This window comes from Endozoicomonas sp. 8E, from assembly GCF_032883915.1.
Taxonomy (GTDB): domain Bacteria; phylum Pseudomonadota; class Gammaproteobacteria; order Pseudomonadales; family Endozoicomonadaceae; genus Endozoicomonas_A.
On record NZ_CP120717.1, the window covers coordinates 5,458,509 to 5,477,648 of the forward strand.

At 49.6% G+C, this 19,140-nt stretch carries 16 protein-coding genes; 11 read left to right on the forward strand and 5 right to left on the reverse strand.

Going from position 1 to position 19,140, the window contains the following annotated elements; genetic code table 11:
- Positions 1-18 precede the first annotated feature (18 nt).
- The 3 genes from P6910_RS18880 to P6910_RS18890 all read right to left on the reverse strand — a co-directional run bounded on the left by P6910_RS18880 (position 19) and on the right by P6910_RS18890 (position 3,042).
- Positions 19-372 carry a hypothetical protein gene (locus P6910_RS18880; RefSeq protein WP_317142798.1) on the reverse strand — a complete coding sequence of 118 codons (354 nt, stop codon included), beginning with the start codon at positions 370-372 and terminating at the stop codon, positions 19-21.
- A 51-nt stretch (positions 373-423) separates the two neighbouring features.
- Complete coding sequence (dnaK, locus tag P6910_RS18885; protein WP_317142799.1) at positions 424-2,400, reverse strand: molecular chaperone DnaK; 1,977 nt, start codon at positions 2,398-2,400, stop codon at positions 424-426.
- Between the two features lie 450 nt (positions 2,401-2,850).
- Positions 2,851-3,042 carry a hypothetical protein gene (locus tag P6910_RS18890; RefSeq protein ID WP_317142800.1) on the reverse strand — a complete coding sequence of 64 codons (192 nt, stop codon included), beginning with the start codon at positions 3,040-3,042 and terminating at the stop codon, positions 2,851-2,853.
- A gap of 198 nt (positions 3,043-3,240) precedes the next feature.
- On the opposite strand from P6910_RS18890, the gene rsxA reads away from it, so the two are divergent.
- The 7 genes from rsxA to nth are packed head-to-tail and all read left to right on the forward strand — an operon-like array spanning position 3,241 to position 10,240.
- Entirely contained in the window at positions 3,241-3,825 is a 585-nt protein-coding gene (rsxA, locus tag P6910_RS18895; RefSeq protein WP_317146569.1) for an electron transport complex subunit RsxA, read from the forward strand.
- Between the two features lie 19 nt (positions 3,826-3,844).
- Positions 3,845-4,429 carry an electron transport complex subunit RsxB gene (gene rsxB, locus P6910_RS18900; protein WP_317142801.1) on the forward strand — a complete coding sequence of 195 codons (585 nt, stop codon included), beginning with the start codon at positions 3,845-3,847 and terminating at the stop codon, positions 4,427-4,429.
- Positions 4,426-6,945 (forward strand): electron transport complex subunit RsxC, encoded by a 2,520-nt coding sequence (gene rsxC, locus P6910_RS18905; protein WP_317142802.1) that lies wholly within the window; start codon positions 4,426-4,428, stop codon positions 6,943-6,945. The genes rsxB and rsxC overlap by 4 nt, the downstream gene beginning before the upstream one ends.
- A 30-nt stretch (positions 6,946-6,975) precedes the next feature.
- A complete protein-coding gene (gene rsxD / locus P6910_RS18910) occupies positions 6,976-8,049 on the forward strand; it encodes an electron transport complex subunit RsxD (protein ID WP_317142803.1) in 1,074 nt (357 codons plus the stop codon).
- Positions 8,050-8,064: 15 nt separating this feature from the next.
- Positions 8,065-8,853 carry an electron transport complex subunit RsxG gene (gene rsxG, locus P6910_RS18915; RefSeq protein ID WP_317142804.1) on the forward strand — a complete coding sequence of 263 codons (789 nt, stop codon included), beginning with the start codon at positions 8,065-8,067 and terminating at the stop codon, positions 8,851-8,853.
- Positions 8,850-9,608 carry an electron transport complex subunit E gene (locus tag P6910_RS18920; protein ID WP_317142805.1) on the forward strand — a complete coding sequence of 253 codons (759 nt, stop codon included), beginning with the start codon at positions 8,850-8,852 and terminating at the stop codon, positions 9,606-9,608. The genes rsxG and P6910_RS18920 overlap by 4 nt, the downstream gene beginning before the upstream one ends.
- A complete protein-coding gene (gene nth, locus P6910_RS18925; RefSeq protein WP_317142806.1) occupies positions 9,608-10,240 on the forward strand; it encodes an endonuclease III in 633 nt (210 codons plus the stop codon). The genes P6910_RS18920 and nth overlap by 1 nt, the downstream gene beginning before the upstream one ends.
- Positions 10,241-10,349: 109 nt before the next feature.
- Here the strand turns inward: nth and P6910_RS18930 are convergent, their stop codons facing one another.
- Complete coding sequence (locus P6910_RS18930; RefSeq protein ID WP_317142807.1) at positions 10,350-11,429, reverse strand: substrate-binding domain-containing protein; 1,080 nt, start codon at positions 11,427-11,429, stop codon at positions 10,350-10,352.
- Positions 11,430-11,509: 80 nt separating this feature from the next.
- Complete coding sequence (locus P6910_RS18935; RefSeq protein WP_317142808.1) at positions 11,510-12,895, reverse strand: hypothetical protein; 1,386 nt, start codon at positions 12,893-12,895, stop codon at positions 11,510-11,512.
- A 343-nt stretch (positions 12,896-13,238) separates the two neighbouring features.
- On the opposite strand from P6910_RS18935, the gene P6910_RS18940 reads away from it, so the two are divergent.
- The 4 genes from P6910_RS18940 to plsB all read left to right on the forward strand — a co-directional run bounded on the left by P6910_RS18940 (position 13,239) and on the right by plsB (position 19,098).
- The gene (locus P6910_RS18940) at positions 13,239-14,696 is read left to right on the forward strand and encodes a hypothetical protein (RefSeq protein ID WP_317142809.1); all 1,458 of its coding nucleotides are present in this window, start codon (positions 13,239-13,241) and stop codon (positions 14,694-14,696) included.
- A gap of 170 nt (positions 14,697-14,866) precedes the next feature.
- Positions 14,867-15,997, forward strand: coding sequence for a succinyl-diaminopimelate desuccinylase (dapE, locus tag P6910_RS18945; protein ID WP_317142810.1), 1,131 nt, complete (start codon positions 14,867-14,869; stop codon positions 15,995-15,997).
- Positions 15,998-16,030: 33 nt separating this feature from the next.
- Entirely contained in the window at positions 16,031-16,417 is a 387-nt protein-coding gene (locus P6910_RS18950) for a hypothetical protein (protein ID WP_317142811.1), read from the forward strand.
- Between the two features lie 200 nt (positions 16,418-16,617).
- Positions 16,618-19,098, forward strand: coding sequence for a glycerol-3-phosphate 1-O-acyltransferase PlsB (gene plsB, locus P6910_RS18955; RefSeq protein WP_317142812.1), 2,481 nt, complete (start codon positions 16,618-16,620; stop codon positions 19,096-19,098).
- Positions 19,099-19,140: the final 42 nt, after the last annotated feature.

Consider the following 19,140-nt stretch of genomic DNA (forward strand, 5'->3'; position numbering starts at 1 on the left):
AGGAATCTCCCTTCGAAATCAGAGGCCATCGCAAAACTCTGCTTCCCATACCTTTGGGCCCCGGCGTGGGGAACAGGGTTTACAACTCGTTCCCACGCTCTGAGGGTGTCGCAAAACTCCAACAACTCGTTCCCATGCTCTGAGGTCGTCATTCCCGCGAAGGCGGGAATCCAGCGCCAACGGTGGATCTCTGCCTTCTCGGGGATGACAAGGCCAGGGGGGCACCGGGCAGTATGGTTCTGGTGGTGAGTCAGTGTGGATTCCCGCCTTCGCGGGAATGACGAGAATGAAGCCGGGAATGACGGGAGTCAACTCGTTCCCACGCTGGGACCCAAAGGGCCTGAAAGCGTGGGAACCAGAGTTTTGCGACACCCTCGATTGGCGGTGGTTTACACTGGATTTGCCAATTATCTGGTTAGTGACTTACAACTCATCTTTATCCTCGGAAGTATCAGTTTTATCCTCGGAAGTATCAGTCGCCCGGGCAGCCATAGACTGAAAGTTGTCGCTGACCTCCTGATGTTTTTCCTCTAACTCTTCAGTACTGGCCTCAGGATTGTCATCAAGCCAGGAAATTGCCTCCTGAACGGTTTTATCAAAAAGCGTCTTGTCTTCCGTAGAGAGTTTGCTTACCCAGCCGCTACTATCATCCTGTAGTTGAGCGCGTTGCGAATAAACAAGTGATTCAAACTTGTTACGGGCCTCGACTCTTTTTTGTGTCTGTTGATCCTGCTCCGCGAATTTCTCGGCATCCTGAACCATTTTTTCAATTTCCTCTTCGCTCAGTCGGCCAGTATCTTTGTTAATAACGATATTGTTGCTGCCACTGGATTTTTCCTCGGCTTTCACCGTCAATATGCTGTTCTCGTCTACAGAGAAAGTCACATCTATCTGAGGAGTGCCCCTGGGAGCAGGTGGAATACCAGTAAGATCAAACTTACCCAACAGGTGATTGTCCACAGTCATGGGGCGCTCCCCCTCGTAGACCTTGATAGTGACTGTGGTCTGGCTATCACTGGCAGTGCTGAATATCTGGTGTTTTTTGGTGGGGATTACCGTGTTGCGGGCCAGAACTTTTGCGAAAACCCCGCCTACTGTCTCAATCCCCAGGGAAAGAGGGATGACGTCAAGCAGAAGTATGTCGCTGGTTGACTTATCGCCACTGAGCACCGCTCCCTGAACAGCAGCACCATAGGCGACGGCCTCATCCGGGTTGATACTGTGATTTAAAGCTTTGCCATCGAAGAAATTGCTTAGCAGCTCCCGAACTTTAGGGATTCGGGTGGAGCCTCCAACCAGAATAATCTCATGGATATCCCCACGCTCAAGTCCGGCATCTTCCAGAGCCTTCTTTACGGATTTCAGTGTTTTTCGGAACAGGTCAATATTGATCTCTTCGAATTTCGCTCTGGACAGTGACTCGCTGAAGTCCTTTTCATCAGCCAATGACTCAACTTCAATCCGGGCCTGATGGGTCGCTGACAAAGAGCGCTTGGCCTTCTCCACCTCCCGGCGTAATTTTTGCTGGGCGCGTTTGTTATGGGTCAGATCAAGACCGTATTTACGTTTGGCAATTTTACTGAAGTGGTTAACCAGTCGCTGGTCAAAGTCCTCCCCCCCAAGGTGAGTGTCGCCAGCAGTGGCCAGTACCTCAAACACACCGGCATCAATCGTCAGTATTGATACATCAAAAGTGCCACCACCAAGGTCAAATACCAGTATGTTTTCTTCACCCTTGAGCCTTGCATCCAAACCATAAGCCAGTGCCGCTGCCGTCGGTTCATTGATGATTCGCTCCACAGTCAAACCTGCTATTCTGCCAGCATCCTTGGTAGCTTGGCGCTGGGCGTCATTGAAGTACGCAGGCACAGTGACAACGGCATGGGTGACCTTCTGCCCAAGATATTCTTCCGCAGTTGTTTTCATTTTGCTCAGGACCATCGCACTTAACTCTTCCGGAGTAAATGAAAAATGTTCCTGCTCGGTTGTCATTTCCACCTTGGGCTGACCACTGACATTCACAACACTAAAAGGGAAGTGCTTAATATCTGCCTGCAATTGCGGGTCGTCATAACCACGACCAATAATGCGCTTGACATCAAACACCGTAAGCTCCGGATTTCTGGAAGCCTGATTCTTCGCTGCATCTCCCACAAGTCGCTCACCTTCGGGTGTCCATGCGATAAAGGATGGCGTTATTCTGTTTCCCTGATCATTGGCGATGATTTCCGTTCGCCCATTTCGGCGAATACCCACACAGGAGTAAGTGGTCCCCAGATCAATACCGATAATGACTCCTTTATCCTCGCTAGCCTCTGATTGGGCAGAGGCAAAGATTATCAGAACGCGAAATAACATAGCCTTAATTAATGACTTTTGAATTAAACCCCACTCCAGCATGATCAGCACCTTTATTAATGGATTTCAAGTTAACAGTTATCCCAGGCAATCAATGGCAGAGCGCTTGCTAATACAAACGCACATCTAAAAACGCTAACCTGAACTCTATGCCTCCCTCAGAAGAGCAAGGATTGGCAAGCGCAGGCCCCTTCAGCCTCTCATAGTTTCCAGGAGTCTGAACGGGAATTACGCTTGAGCATAAAATTCAGTTCAGACTTCACACTCAACATCTTTCAGTCAACTTGCGCTAACAAATGACCTGTTTTATCGAATTGACCGGAAAGCTAGGCCATTATTTCTGGATTTTCAACCAATCCATTTACTTTCCAAACAGTCTCTCGAACTGGATGACTTGAGAAATTTCCACGATGCATCAATGTTCCAATCCCGCTATAATCCCGCAGCTTTCAACATGAAATGTGGGTGTCGCATAACTTCAACAGCTCGTTCTCACGCTCTGAAGTCGTCATTCCCGCGAAGGCGGGAATCCAGCACCAACGGTGGATCTCTGACTTCTCGGGGATGACAAGGCCAGGGGGACACCGGGCAGTATGGTTCTGGTGGTGAGTCAGTGTGGATTCCCGCCTTCGCGGGAATGACGGGAATCAACTCGTTCCCACGCCGGAGAGAGTTTTGCGACACCCTCGAAATGTGGTCAGGCGGTGGTGTGAACCGTTTTATATTTATTTCTTTTAGATCTTTAAATGGCATTTAACTGCGTTTTTTGGACATATATAATGAGCGGCCACATTCGGGTATTGACGCTGCTGACATCTGGATAAGGCACCCCATAGGCAGCCTGCCCTCGAACACACTCTCGGTAGAGTCAAAATGGAACAGATGAGCGAACTGGTACTGATTATGATCAGTGCCATCCTGGTCAACAACTTCGTACTGGTTCAGTTTCTGGGCCTCTGTCCGTTTATGGGTGTCTCCAACAAACTGGAGTCAGCCATGGGCATGTCTCTGGCCACCACGTTTGTTCTCACTCTGGCCTCCATCTGCAGCTATCTCACTTATCAGTACCTACTGATTCCCCTGGGTCTGGAATTTCTCAAAACCATTGCCTTCATTCTTGTCATCGCAGTAGTGGTTCAGTTTACGGAGATGGTGGTCAGAAAAGTCAGCCCTCTGCTACACCGTGTGCTTGGCGTGTTCCTGCCTCTGATCACCAGTAACTGTGCTGTTTTGGGTGTGGCTCTGCTGAACAGCAATCGATTAAACAGCTCACTGGTTGATTCTGCGACCTATGGCTTCGGTGCTGCCGCCGGTTTCTCGCTGGTGCTGGTTTTGTTCTCTACCCTGCGGGAACGAATTGCTGCGGCCGATGTCCCAACTCCTTTCAGGGGAGCAGCCATCGGAATGATCAGTGCTGGCCTGATGTCACTGGCCTTTATGGGCTTCACCGGCCTGATCAAACTGTAAGGGAGCGCTGTCAAGGTTTATGGAAATCGTCATTTTCGCCATTATCGCCCTTCTTGCCCTGGCGCTTGTTTTTGGCGCCATACTGGGTTTTGCCAGCGTTCGCTTCAAGGTGGAAGGCAACCCTATTATCGACCAGGTGAATGAACTGCTGCCCCAGACCCAATGCGGTCAATGTGGTTTTCCGGGCTGTCGTCCCTACGCAGAAGCAATTGTCAGCGGTGAATCCATTAATCGTTGCCCTCCCGGTGGCCAGTCCACTATCAATGCACTGGCTGACCTTCTGGATTTAGAGCCAGAGCCACTGGACAAAGAGCACGGCGCCGAAAAGCCACCCATGGTCGCCTACATCCGGGAAGATGAATGTATTGGTTGCACCAAATGTCTACAGGCTTGCCCGGTTGACGCGATTCTCGGCGCTGCCAGGCAGATGCACACGGTTATGAAAGATGAGTGCACCGGCTGTGATCTCTGTGTTGAACCCTGTCCTGTTGATTGCATAGACATGGTAACCATCGAAACAACCACCCGTACCTGGAGCTGGCACCTGCCCTCCAGAGCAGAACCCGACCTGATAGCTACTGACATGAGAGGGCAAGCCCTATGAATCTGCCTCTCAGGGACATTACTGAATCCGGGCACTTGTCCAAAGCCAAAGTCAGAGTTTGGCCTCTGACGGGTGGTGTTCATCCTGAAGAAAACAAGTCCCCGTCCAACCGCACGCCAATCAGGCTGGCACCCGTGCCGGAGAAGTTGATTCTCCCGTTGTCACAGCATGCGGGATCTCCTGCACAACCCATTGTTTCTGTTGGCGACACCGTGTTGAAGGGACAGATGATTGCCAAAGCGACCGGCTTTGTCAGTGTGCCCGTTCACGCACCTACCTCAGGCACTGTAGCTGCCATAAGTTCTCAAGCCATTCCCCATCCCTCCGGTATGCACGACGAGTGCATTACATTGATCCCGGATGGAAAAGATCAATGGTGTGAGCTAAAGCCTGTCAGCGATTATACTTCTGTTGAGCCAGCCACCCTGGTTGAACTCATCCGCCAGTCAGGTATTGCTGGTATGGGCGGAGCCGGCTTCCCGACGGCGGTCAAGCTGTCGCCAAGAAGCCCGGTAAACACCCTGATCCTCAATGGCACGGAATGTGAGCCGTATATCACAGCTGATGACATGCTCATGAGGGAACGTGCCGACGGCATTGTCGCCGGTGCAAATATTTTGCAATACATTCTCAATGCAGAACGCTGCCTGATCGGCATTGAAGACAACAAGCCAGAAGCGATTGATGCCGTCAAAAAAGCCGTCGCTCAGTGCGACAACGGCCATAGGATGAAAGTGGTTGTCTTCCCAACCAAATACCCTTCCGGTGGTGAAAAGCAGCTGATTCAAATACTGACAGGTCTTGAGGTACCCTCAGGCAAACTGCCTTCTGATCTGGGTATTGCTGTTCAGAACGTCGGCACGGCAGTGGCCGTCTATGAGGCTGTCCATCATGGAAAGCCCCTGATTTCCAGAATCACCACCCTGACCGGCGAAGCTCTCTCAAGCCCGGGTAATCTCGAAGTGCTTCTGGGCACACCCGCCAGACACCTTCTCTCCTGTGCAGGTATCAATGATCAGGAGCTGGAAACATTGATTATGGGTGGCCCTATGATGGGTTTCACGCTCAATGAGCAGGATGTCCCTGTCACCAAAACCAGCAACTGCCTGATTGCCGGAACCCGGGAAGAATTCCCTCCGGCTATGCCTGCTCAGGCCTGTATTCGCTGTGGTATGTGCGCAGAAGCCTGTCCTTCCTCTTTGCTGCCTCAGCAGCTTTACTGGCATGCGAAATCAGAAAATCACGAGCAGTTGAAGCATCATAACCTCTTTGATTGCATCGAATGCGGCGCCTGTTCCTATGTTTGCCCGAGCAGTATTCCACTGGTTCAATACTACCGCGCCTCAAAAGGTGAAATTCGGACTCAGGAAGCCAGACATGCCAAAGCAGAGCGCTCCAAAGTTCGTTATGAAAATCGCCAGGCCCGTCTGGAAAGAGAGCAGGCTGAAAAAGAAGCCAGGCGCAAGGCTAATGCTGAACGCGCTGCCAGGTTGAAAGCGGAGAAGGCTGCGTCAGGCAATAAAGATTCATCAGCAGCCCCGGACCCTGTGCAGGCCGCCATCGAAAGGGCCAGGGCTAAAAAAGCAGCCACTGGCTCAGCTACCAGCAAAGCAGCAAAAGCGACACTGTCTGCCGATCAGAAAGAGCTCAGGATCCAATTGTCACTGGCCAACGCCCAGCTGAAGAAAACCCGCAGAGCCCTGATTCAGGCTCAAGAGAAAGGAGAAGGCGACGTTGACAAGCTAAGTGCTGACGTCAGCATGCTGGAGAACCAGGTGGCAAAACTGCAGAAAGATTTCGAAGCTGCAGCCGTTTCAGAGCCTTCAGCTATTATAAAGCAGCCCTCAGCTATAAAGCAGCCTTCAGCTATAAAACAGTCGGCGAAACCTGAAAAAGCCCTTGATGAAGAAGTCACCAAAAAGCTGAAAATAGAATCCGCTATGGCTAAAGCGGCCCTGAAAAAAGCGGAAAGGGCTTTGGCCACAGCACTCGGAGAAGGCAGCTCTGAGACGGAAGCACTCAGGGAAACTGTTGAAGAGTGCCGCCAGAAAGCAAACCGCCTGGCCAAAGAATTAACTAACGCCCACATAGAAAAGCCTGCAAAACCCGCAGTGGATGACAAAAAACTGAAAGTTGAGCGTGCAATGGCCAACGCGGCTTTGAAGAAGGCGGAGCGCGAAATGGCAAAAGCCCGGGAATCGGGGTCCAGTGACACAGTGCCCCTTCAGGAAAAAATAGACGAATGTCGTCAAAAGCTTGAACAGCTGGAATCTGGAAGACCATCCGTTGCTGATACCGAATCCGAAGCGGACAGACCGTCATCCCCGGCAAAAGTAGAAACCAGCGACAACCTTAAGAAATTGAAAATTGAGAACGCTATGGCCAAAGCCGCAGTCAAGAAAGCCCAGAGGGCACTGGATAACGCCGAGGGCGATACTCATGCCCTGGAAGCCGCACTGATGGAAGCACAAACCAAAGCAGCTGAAGCTGAAAATGCTCTGACCGCAGCAGGTTAAATCTCATTTAATAAACAGTCGGAATTTACGATGACCCTGGTAAGGCAGACATCCCCCCATGCTCGCAGCCCGAACAGCACGCAGCAGGTAATGAAATGGGTCCTACTGGCAGCAATGCCGGGTCTGGCCATGCAGACAGTCTTTTTTGGCTGGGGAACGCTGATCAATCTCGTCTGGTGCGTATTCATTGCGCTGGGTTCGGAAGCATTGGTGCTGAAAATACGACAACGCCCTATCGGCTTTTATCTTTCTGATGGTTCAGCCATTGTCACTGCCGTGTTGCTGGCTCTGGCACTGCCATCTCTCTCTCCATGGTGGCTAACCCTGATCGGGACCTCTTTCGCTATTATCATTGGCAAGCAGCTCTATGGGGGGTTGGGCAACAATCCATTTAACCCGGCCATGTTAGGCTATGTGCTGCTACTGATATCTTTCCCTCAGGAAATGACACAGTGGTTACCTCCACTGGGCTCTGAAACAGGTGCAGAGGGTCAGGCTGCAGTGAAAAGTTTCAGTGATGCGCTTTTCACCATTTTTCCATTGTTCGGCCAACCCGTTAATGTTGATGCCATCAGTATGGCAACGCCTCTGGATATTGTTCGGGAGAATACATCTCTGACCATGAATGAACTCTGGTCAGAGAATACAGCCTTACACTATTTTGCTGGCAGAGGTTGGCTCTGGATCAACCTTGCTTATCTTTCGGGTGGACTTTTCCTGCTCTACAAAAAGGTTTTCACCTGGCACGCACCAATAGGAATGCTGGCAGCCCTGCTGGTGATGTCTACCCTGTTCTGGGGCGGAACCGGATCTGGCAGCCACGGCTCACCGCTGTTCCATTTATTCAGTGGTGGCACCATGCTGGGCGCCTTTTTCATCATTACCGACCCCGTCAGCAGTGCTACCAGTAACAAAGGCAGGCTGATCTTTGGCGCTGGCATCGGGATTCTTGTTTACGTTATCCGGGTCTGGGGCGGTTATCCGGACGGTGTTGCCTTTGCCACACTGTTAATGAATATGACTGCACCCATGATTGATTACTACACCCAGCCCAGAACCTACGGTCATAAGAAGCCCAACAAGGGTTTGCCCAAGCAGCCCTGAGTGAATGAATGCGAAATGAGTGACTCACGAATACCTACAGATAAAGAAAGTCAAAATGAGCCAGAGGCGACCTCTCAGCAGAAGACACTTTCTGGCACTCTGACCGGTAGCATCGTCCGCAACAGTCTGACATTGGGTCTGTTTGCCATTCTGACCGTTGGCCTTATAGCTCTGACTTTTGTTTTGACAGAAAAGAAGATTCATGCTCAGGTTCGTGCCTTTGAAGCCAGGGCCCTGAAAGAAATTCTTCCGGATAAAACACACGACAACAACATTCTGGATGCCCGAATTACCATCCCGGCCAATGATTTACTGGCAACCTCTACCGAAAAGTATGGCTACGTAGCTTTCAAAAATGACAAGCCTGTGGCAGTTATTCTCCCCGCCATAGCCCCCGACGGCTATGCTGGAAAAATCGATCTACTGGTGGGTATTTATGCCGACGGAACCCTGGCTGGTGTTAGAGCTACCCAACATAAGGAAACACCCGGACTCGGTGATAAAATAGACACCAAAGTGTCTGACTGGATTTTGCAGTTCCAGGGTAAATCGCTGCTGGACCCCGCCCCTGAAGATTGGGGCGTCAAGAAAGATGGCGGCCAGTTTGATCAGTTCACCGGAGCTACTATAACCCCCAGGGCTGTTGTCGGTTCCGTTTATCGAACCCTGAACTATTTTGACGCTCACAGAGAAGCACTCTTTAAAGAGGGCGAGGCAGCCATGAACGGAGAAACTGCTCTAAGCCGAGAGACTGACTTGAAAGGAGAGACAGTCTTACGCAAAGAAAGAGGTGCAAAAAAATGACCAATGACGTTGCTACTGATTCTGAGCTGCAGAAAAAATCATTATTTGCCGATCAATCTGCCGTCAGGATTGCCTGGGACGGACTCTGGAAAAATAACCCGGCCCTGGTCCAACTGCTGGGTCTTTGCCCCTTGCTGGGTGTATCCAACAGTGTGGTTAACGCTCTGGGACTTGGAGTTGCGACCATGCTCGTTGTCATGGGCTCAAACATCGTTGTTTCCCTGATTCGACATCAGGTGACTGACGCGATTCGCCTCCCCGTTTTTGTTATGGTCATCGCCTCCTTTACCACCTGCATAGAGCTTTTGATGCAGGCCTACACCTATGAACTTTACAGGATTCTGGGTATCTTCATTCCGCTGATTGTCACCAACTGCATTATTTTGGGTCGTGCAGATGCCTACGCCTCCAGGCAACCCGTGATTCCCGCCGCTTTTGATGGGTTTATGATGGGAGCAGGCTTTGCTGCCATTCTGGTTCTGCTGGGAGCACTTCGGGAACTGATCGGTCAGGGAACACTGTTCTCGAGCATGGACCTGCTGCTGGGCCCTGTCGCACAAAACTGGACAATTGTCGTTTTTCAGGATTACAAACAGTTTCTGTTCGCCATTCTCCCTCCCGGGGCCTTCGTGTTCATGGGCTTTCTCATTGCCATCAAGAATGTCATCGACAAAAAACAGGAAGAAGCCAGAAAGGCTCAGGAACCGTTATCAGAGTTGGGCAGTAAACGTGTTCGAGTGACTGGAAATATCTAATGAATAAGGAAAAAAGAACCCAAATTTTTACCCGGTTACGGGACCAGAACCCTAACCCGACGACAGAGCTCAATTACTCCTCCTCCTTTGAGCTTTTGATCGCCGTGATTCTTTCAGCTCAGGCAACGGATGTTGGCGTTAACAAAGCAACGGATAAATTATTCCCGGTGGCCAATACACCCCGGGGCATTTTGGATCTGGGCCTTGAAGGTCTGAAGGAGTTCATCAAAACCATTGGCCTGTTCAATGCCAAAGCCGAGAATGTCATCAAGACCTGCAGAATGCTGCTCGAACACCATGGCGGCGAAGTCCCTGATACCCGCGAAGCCCTCGAAGCGCTACCCGGTGTGGGCAGAAAAACTGCAAACGTTGTGCTGAACACCGCTTTCAAGCAACCTGCTATGGCTGTAGACACTCATATATTCAGGGTTTCCAACCGGACCGGAATTGCTCCGGGCAAGAATGTTCTGGAAGTGGAAAAAAAACTGGTCAAACTGATTCCCAAAGAGTTTCTTCTGGACGCTCACCACTGGCTGATTCTTCATGGTCGCTACGTTTGCAAGGCCAGAAAACCTCAGTGTGGCAGCTGCATTATTGAAGATTTGTGTGAATTCAGGAAAAAGACTTCCTGACCTATTAGTACCTGACCAGGCACTCAGAATCCGTCCGTCCTGAGCTTGTCGAAGAATGATGGCAGCACATTTCGACAAGCTCCGGACGAACCGTATGGGGTATGGTGCTTCAGAAACGGCAGTATCCTCTGTTAATCCAGGCGGCAACAGCTGCGGAAGCAACAGCAGACAGAATACCAGCATAAGGAATCGCTGAAAAATAACTGACTGCGGACGAAGTGTTAGCCGGATCGCAAACCTCTGAGTAACTCGCAGGGTAGTAACCATGATCTCCAATATAGGCTTGAGTGGTAGGTGATAGCATAAACCTTGCAAAGGTTTCAGCAGCTTTGGTGCTGGCAGAACCTTCCAGTATTACCATCTCCTGCCTGAGACGGTGAAAATCATTGTCTTTTAACAGCGACACCTCGTCATCTTTGGGATAATTGTGCTTTACGTGATGCGAATCCCTGGAGTGATCATCGTCTTCATGAAACACTAATGAGGCCGGGAGCAGGGCAAATAACTCTGTTTTGTTCATATTGTTGTTCCAGACATCATGGGCACTGTCTTCGATCTTGATATTTCCCGCTGCATTCAGGGGATAGTACAGCCCTGCAGCCTCAAGCAGGTCCTCCGCCCTCTTGCCATAGGGAGAATCCTGAGGATCCGGAATATAGACTGTCTGATTGCGATGCTTGGCGATAAAGTCACCCAACTCCTTCACCGTTATGGTCTCTTTTCCATGGCCGTGACCATGATCTTCGGTCTGGTTACCCATCTTGTGCAAGAACGCAAGCCGACCAAACGCATAGGTTTTCCGTGACGTCGGCTTGGCTTTTTTCAGCTTCACCAGCGTAGCCGTGTGGGTTTCATCTGCACTGAGAAAGACGTCGAAGGACGCACCACCCACAATACTGTCAAACAAGTCGTCACTTGCGCCTTTTACAAGCGTAAGCTCAATGTCCGAATGGAGTTTGTTAAAGGCTTTTCGCAACTCAACAGCCGTCGGGTAAAAGTTGGATGCAACCGCTATTCTCAGCGTGTCTGATAAAACAACGGGACTGAGAAAGATCAGCGCCAGAGCAAAACATGTGGAGCGATAGATTTTTTTAAAGAAACCATGTCCTGCATTAGACCTGAGAGACTGCCAATACTCTTTGAAAATCCATTTCGGGCAGCTGAATAAAGTCGGCATTAACGTAGTCATAACAACTCTATGTTTACTGGTAGATAGGGCAAGAAAGTATAGACGGTATTTATGCGATGTATTTTTTTATCGGTTTATTCTCACTCGTCATTTGGGCATTGGTAAGGTCCGCACATGCTGATGAACATGAAATTAAAGGTATCAATCACCTGTTGTATAGTCATTTCAATGATGCCGGTCCTGGCAGGGCTTCTCTCTGCTGTAGGCTTCGATCTTGCAATATTTGAAGGAATGACGCCCTGCCCTGCAGCCAATGCCTTCGGAAAAGTTTGATTAAGAACAACGGTAATTAGAGACTCTGTCAGGCCTAAAGCGAAACCATAGTCAGGGGAACTGGGATTGCTCGCCATGTATTCATATATTACTTTATTTTCTGAAGAAGTAGGTTGAATATGTCTATTAATGGTAAGGAGATTTTCAACCGCACCAGAATGACCATGAGGGTCACGAATATAAACAATCTCTTTTTCTTTGTCATAACCGATCAGACTATAGGCGTGCAGGGGTTCGATTCCCTCGAATGGCCTTAGCTTCAAGGGGGCTGACAACGCTGAGGTAATAAAAAAAGTTGCTGCTTTTTCATCATCCACAAAAAAGTTGAGTAGTATCTTTAACCGAGCCCGAGTTTCAAACTGCGGGTTGATGTGCCCGGAAGGTGAATTCATGAGTACCTTATTGGCTATTGATGGGAGCACTTTGACCAGCTCGGAATATTGATGATACTCGAATCGCGCCCGATCATTTCGTCCCCGTACGTTATAATATTTTTTCGATAGATGAGCATAAGCGGCTTCCAGCATCGCCAGCCAGATACCGCCATCCCGTGTTTCGGCAAAGTGTGAGTAACGCTCAACTTCTCTGAATTGAATCACTTCGCCTTTAGCAATCCCGGGAAAAACAATTTCAAACGTCTGTTCATCGAAGGGATAAAAGTAATTGAATGCGAGCCTTTTTCCCGTTTCTGAGCTGACTATTGAGGCCAGCCAAGCGATCAGAACACAATCTGGAAAATATCCCTGCAGGAGATTATCCGGAGTAATACTCGTCAGACCCTGGGGAAAAAGTCGTCTATAGCCGTCGGCAAACGCTTGCCGCTCAGGTTTTGCAAGCCAGGCTTCCCAGAAGGTGTTGTCCTGCTCGTGGTGATACTTTGCGACTCGCCCCGACAGTTCAGCCAGCTCAATGCTTTCTCTGCTTAATGAGGCAGTGATAGGGTTTTGCCATGACTCGAAATTAACGAGATAGAGTCTGATGGTTTGGTAAAGGTCTTTGTTCAGATAAGGGGCATGGTAGCCCTCAATCAGCTCATCGTAGGAGAGCAGGCCATCAAAGTCTTTATCAAGGGCGCCTGCCAGCTCTGGGAAGTAGCGGTAGGCCGATGGATAGCCGGGTGAAAATACCCCGCCTAAAACCTGGACAGAAAAAAATAGCAAACTCGTCAGTAATAAAGGGTGTAAGCGGTCCATAGTACTTCGACTCCTCAAAAAAGCACCTTAATCAGCTCGTGGTATTGCGATACAACCCGCTATTAATTAGATGACAGATGGCTCCGAAGAGTTCCCGTACGGGTTAGTGAAATAGACACTTTTGTTAGCAGAATCGCCGTGGGTCTGCTCAGAATCAGCTTGTTTATTCTGCACTAAAGCGCAGCGGGTCTGAATTTAAGGCCATAAGGTCCCTGCAACAATTGAAAGAGAAAACAGTGCTGACTCTTCTTTTTTGACTCTTCTTTTTTGACTGTCTGGAACCAGTTGCACTTTCTGTTGTCCAAATAGATACCGACAATTAAATTCAGAGAGGTAACTAATTATGCAACCAGTACATCCCACATCATCACTGCCACTGGACAGCTCAATCAGGCAGGAGCAATCTGTCCAGTCAACAGAAACCTCAGGAAGGGCTGAAAACGGAAGGGCAGTAAACAGCTGGTTTGGCGCTATCTATAGCGGTTTCTTCCGCGCTATTGGCTACGGAGAAACCGGTACAGTCACTGCTTCAGCACTTTCCGACAGGACAATCGCTGCTTCTGTCTCCGGCAGTTCTGCACACTCAGGTTCCATTCAGGCAGCCGATCCACAACCAGCAAGTCCGATGGAACTCACAGAGGTTTTACCTGCTCTGGCAGAGGCCGTAGGTGCAAAAGATGCCGCCCGGGTAAAATCACTGCTGACATCACTGAAACTGACATCCCCGAATCAAGCTGCGCGAGTAGCCGAGGATAACCTTAAAACCATTTTGCAGGATAATTTTCCATCTACTCGTAAAATACCCGAAAATGAATACGTAAAGCTGAAAAAGCTTATCGACTGTTTGCTGGCCTACTGTGGCAATGGTGGTAATGCACTGGCGAATTCGGCTCTGAACCTTTTTGTCGTCCGGGGAGATTTTCCACATGCCCTGTCTGTTAAAGATAAACATCAGGCAATTCTGGAAGCAGATCATCTTCAGGTAGCCCTCGATAAGGTGGTCCAGAAATACGCGCCATACGTTAAACATGACGACGACTCTTACCCGCGCTTCCTTCATGGCCACAGCAAAGCGATACTGGCCCTGGCGAATCGGCAAGATCATCAAACCATGGAGATTGCCAGGAAAACGCTCGCTGACGGGCTGGAAAAATGTTTGAGAGACACCCAATGGGTGCGAGATTTGCCTCCAAAAGATTTTACTGAGATACAGAGGTGTTTTCAGGAATTTTTCAATTTCGGCATCAAGGATGCGGAGCTGGCCTACTCCTTCCTGAATCTCTTCGTTGCCAGGGGTGATTACACGCGGGCGGGGACAATTGCATCGGCCAGTATCCGCATTACCGACGAGGACCTTTGCAAAGCCCTCAGGGATCGATTTCACCGAGGTTCTGTCAAGGAACTGGTAGGGCTGGCAAATCCCGGGGCTGCTGCCCAAAAGATAACCAAAGACACTGTTCTGGATATTTTGCAACAAACTCTGGTCGATGTTGATCGCATGCAACCTCACGAAATTGGAAATTTCGAGAGTTTTATCCGGTCTTATATCTGCCAGCTTTCCGGACCGGTCGAAGACAAACTGTTCCTGCTCAACCCGCTCATTGATTTTTGTGTTCGTGGAGAAAAAATTGGACTGGCACAGAGGCTGAAAACAATTTTTAAGGGGTGTTACCTTGAGCCAAAGGCTTTCGAGAATGCCTGTGAAAAACTGAAGCAGTCTGCAACCGATGAATTACAGAAATCAATGACGCTAAAAGCGTTATCGGATCTGACCGAGCCTGCCAAGATCAAGACCGATTAAGCCTTTGGTCTTGATCCTGGGCTGAGTGAATTTATCATTGACAGTCAAGCCAACAAGACAGAAAACTCTCGTATTCTGAAGACTTTGTTGGCTCGGCTGGCAAGTACATCACGTGGTACAATCACTTTTCAAAGTGAAAAACTGTAAACCATAGAACAGATAAACTGCACATGACCCCTACGATTGAACTTGCCATAGATCTGATTCAGCGTCCCTCAGTCACTCCTGAAGATGAGGGCTGCCAGGATCTGATGATCAGCCGTCTGGAACCCCTGGGCTTCAAAGTAGAGAGACTGCGGTTTGGTGAAGTGGAAAACATCTGGCTTCGCAGGGGAGACTCTGCACCGGTTCTGGCATTTGCCGGTCATACCGACGTTGTACCCACAGGTCCCGTAGAAAAGTGGGATAACCCTCCTTTTTCTCCTTTTGTCGATGAGAATGGTATGTTACAGGGCCGCGGTGCGGCGGATATGAAAGGCAGTCTGGCTGCCATGGTGACGGCTTGCGAAACCTTTCTGGCCGCGAACCCTGACCATAAAGGCTCCATTGCTTTCCTGATCACCAGCGATGAAGAAGGTCCGGCCCAGCATGGAACCGTTAAAGTCATTGAGCACCTGGAAGCCCGTCACGAAAAGATAGACTGGTGCATCGTAGGGGAGCCATCCAGTACTCACCGAGTGGGCGATGTCATCAAGAATGGACGCCGGGGCTCTATGCACGGTCACTTGCTGATTCATGGGATTCAAGGGCACGTCGCCTATCCGCATCTGGCCAGAAATCCGGTTCATGAAGTGGCACTGGCCTTATCAGAGTTGACCGGCGAAGAATGGGATCAGGGCAATGACTTCTTCCCACCCACCAGCTTCCAGATCTGGCATATTCATGCCGGAGAAGGTGCCAGCAATGTCATTCCAGGAAAGTGCGAAGTCAACTTTAACTTCCGTTTCTCCCCTGAAGTCACTGACAAGGCACTGCAGGAGAGAGTGCTGGCCATTCTGGATCGACATAACCTCGAATACGATATTGAATGGCATGTCAGCGGCCAGCCATTCCTTACCCGCCCCGGTGCGCTGGTTAATGCTGCCAAGGCATCCATCAAGGCTGAAACCGGCATAGATTCAGAGCTGTCGACCTCTGGTGGCACCTCCGACGGCCGGTTTATAGCGCCAACCGGCGCCCAGGTGCTTGAGCTGGGCCCGGTCAATAAAACCATCCATAAAGTGAATGAATGCATCAAAGCCAGCGACCTGGATGATCTGGGCCGGATATATCAGGGCGTCCTGAAGCGACTGTTGACTTGAATTCATCCTTTATTTTCAGATGATACAGACCCTATGAATAAGGTTGAAGATCTAGAAATTTATGTCAAAGACCTGAGCCTGGAGATGATCCAGAAATGGCTCACGGCTCATTTTGACAGCGTTGAAGTTCTTAGTAGCGGCAAGAAAGTTCACGACTTTCTGCTGCACAGCGAGGAAGACTCAGCCCCGGTGATGATTGTTGAGGGTGCGGTTGGCAAAGCCTGGACCAGCATTTGGTTCAAAGCCAATAAAACCCCCTGGAGTGATGATATGGCCTGTGCCAAAAGCCTGAACCAGTTTGCCAGATGCCGGGTGAGAGCCAATGCAGCTCCCTGGTCAGACGGTGAAGATATGGATGAATGGTGGCAGATGACGGAAACAGGCGAAGAAAGCACGGTCTCCTGGCCTAATGCTCTTTGAAAACTTATTGCTGCCAGAGAAGCTATTGAGCGCTTCTGGCTTTTCCCCATTACTTTTGCTCGCCAGGAAAGAACAAAACCCTTACTGGCGTGCTTTCAATCCGGGAAATAGTCACTTTCCTCTTTGCGCCATGGCATCTATTCAAGCTAGAATCCACCGATAGCCATTCACCCTCTTGATTTCAGGCCGCGGCCAATTCCATGCACAGACCCAATACTCTCAGTCGCTTTTTGTTTCATAGCTTGAGAAAGCTTTTATTCACCTGGGTTAGAACAACGGTTCATAACAACACTGCACAAAGCCTTGGGATTCAGCCAGACAAGCCTGTCTGCTACGTACTTCGTAACCGTTCCCTGTCCGATCTGATGGTGGTTGAGCATGAGTGTCGAAAAGCGGGTCTGCCAAGACCCTATGCGTTTATTCACAGTGGTCGCAAGAATGGTGATCAGGCCTATTTTTATCTGACTCAGCAGCGAGGCGTTCTGCTTCAAAGAGAGCATCCGGAAACGGCAGATACACTGGCAAACCTTCTCAGGGAAACCGAGGAGCATCCTGACCGCGACGTTCAGCTGGTTCCTGTCAGTATTTTCTGGGGACGGGCCCCGGATAAAGAGCAGTCCGCCCTGAAGCTCCTTTTTGACTGGAACTTCAGCCTGGGAGGACGATTCAGGAAATTTATGGCCATTCTGCTTCATGGCAGACAGACAATGGTTCACTTTAATCCAGCCATGTCCCTGAGAGAAGTGGTGGATGAAGGCCAGGAACACTGCCGCACTCTCCGAAAGGTGGGTCGTATTCTCAGGGTGCACTTTCGTCAGCTCAGAGAGTCTGTCATTGGCCCGGATCTCTCTCACCGAAGAATACTGGTCAATGGCCTGATCCATACACCACAGATTCGCAAAGCCATAGAAGCTGAAGCCGCTGCCCGTGAAATCACCCTGATCGAGGCCGAGAACAAGGCTCGACAGTACGCCAATGAAATCGCCTCTGACTACTCTTATCCGGTCCTCAGGTTTCTGGACATTGTCTTGACCTGGTTCTGGAACAAGCTCTACGACGGCCTGTCGATCAATAACATAGAACCGATCAAAGCACTTTCCCAGAAGTACAGCGTTGTTTACGTGCCCTGTCACCGCAGCCATATTGACTATCTCTTGCTTTCCTATGCCCTGTACTATGAAGGGCTGACACCTCCCCATATTGCTGCCGGTATCAACCTGAATATGCCTGTCGTTGGCACCATTCTCCGTAAAGGCGGCGCTTTCTTTATGAGAAGAACCTTCAGAGGCAACCCTCTTTATAGTGCAGTCTTTCATGAATACATGCATACCCTGTCCAGTCGTGGATTCCCCATTGAATATTTTGTTGAGGGCGGCCGTTCCAGAACCGGTCGAACCCTGAACCCGAAAACCGGCATGCTCTCTATCAGCCTTAAAAGCTATCTGAGAGATAGCCGACGACCCATACTGTTTGTGCCGGTTTATATCGGTTATGAGAAGTTACTGGAAGTCAGCACTTACATGAGTGAGCTGCGAGGCAAGAGCAAGAAAAAAGAGTCCCCTCTTGACGTTGTGCGCACACTGGCAGCCCTGAGGGATCAGTTTGGCAAAGCCTGGATTAACTTTGGTAACCCGGTCCGCATGGGTGAATTCCTGGATAAGGAAGTACCTCAATGGCAGCAAGATCAGTCTGAAGGCTATAAACAAGAGTGGCTAAAGAAAGCAACCAATACACTTGCTTTCAAAATTGCCAGTGGGATTAACTCAGCGGCGGTCATCAACCCGATTAACCTGATTGCCATGGCCCTGCTTTCATCGCCACGTCATGCTTTGGGTGAACAGGAGCTGGTATTACTGATAGAGATTTATCAGCGACTGCTCAGAAAATCTCCCTACAGCAACAAAACAGTTATTACTGACATGGATGGCCACAGCATCATCCGCTATGCAAAGAAGCTGGATTTACTCAATAAATTCAGTGATTCTCTGGGTGAGGTCTACAGTCTGGACGAAAAGACAGCGGTAATGATGACCTATTACCGGAATAACGTACTGCATATGTTTGCCGTACCTTCCCTGCTCAGCTGTCTGTTTATTAACAACAATGCCATGACACAGAGAGAAATTTTCCGGGTCTGTTCCATTTTATACCCTTATCTTCAATCCGAGCTCTTTCTCAGATGGAGTAAAAGAGGATTTCTGAAAGTGGTCACCCAGTGGCTGGAAACATTGGCTAGTGAAGGGCTTATCATCAGTGACCATGATGGCTATTATCGCCGACCTGATTACAGCTCAGTACAGTTTGTCACTCTGACGGTGCTTTCCCGTGCCATTGCCCAGACCCTTGAGCGCTTCTTTATGGTCATCAGTCTGCTGATCAGTAATCACAGCGGTAACATTAAACAGGAAACTCTGGAAAACCAGAGTCGTGTACTGGCTCAAAGACTGTCCATTATCCACGGGTTGAATGCCCCCGAGTTCTTTGACAAGGCGCTGTTCAAAAACTTTATCGAGCAGTTAAGACTCAATAACGTCGTGGAGATTACCCAGACCAACAAGCTCAATTACGGCGATGAAGTCAAAATGGTCGCGGACGAAGCCTTTAAGGTCCTGACCAGCGAAGTCCGTCACAGCATACTGCAAACCACCAAAACTCAACCCGCTCCGATCGAAGAGCATTAATTCGCTTTCGGTTCGGGAACCCTCTTTCATCATCAGATTATT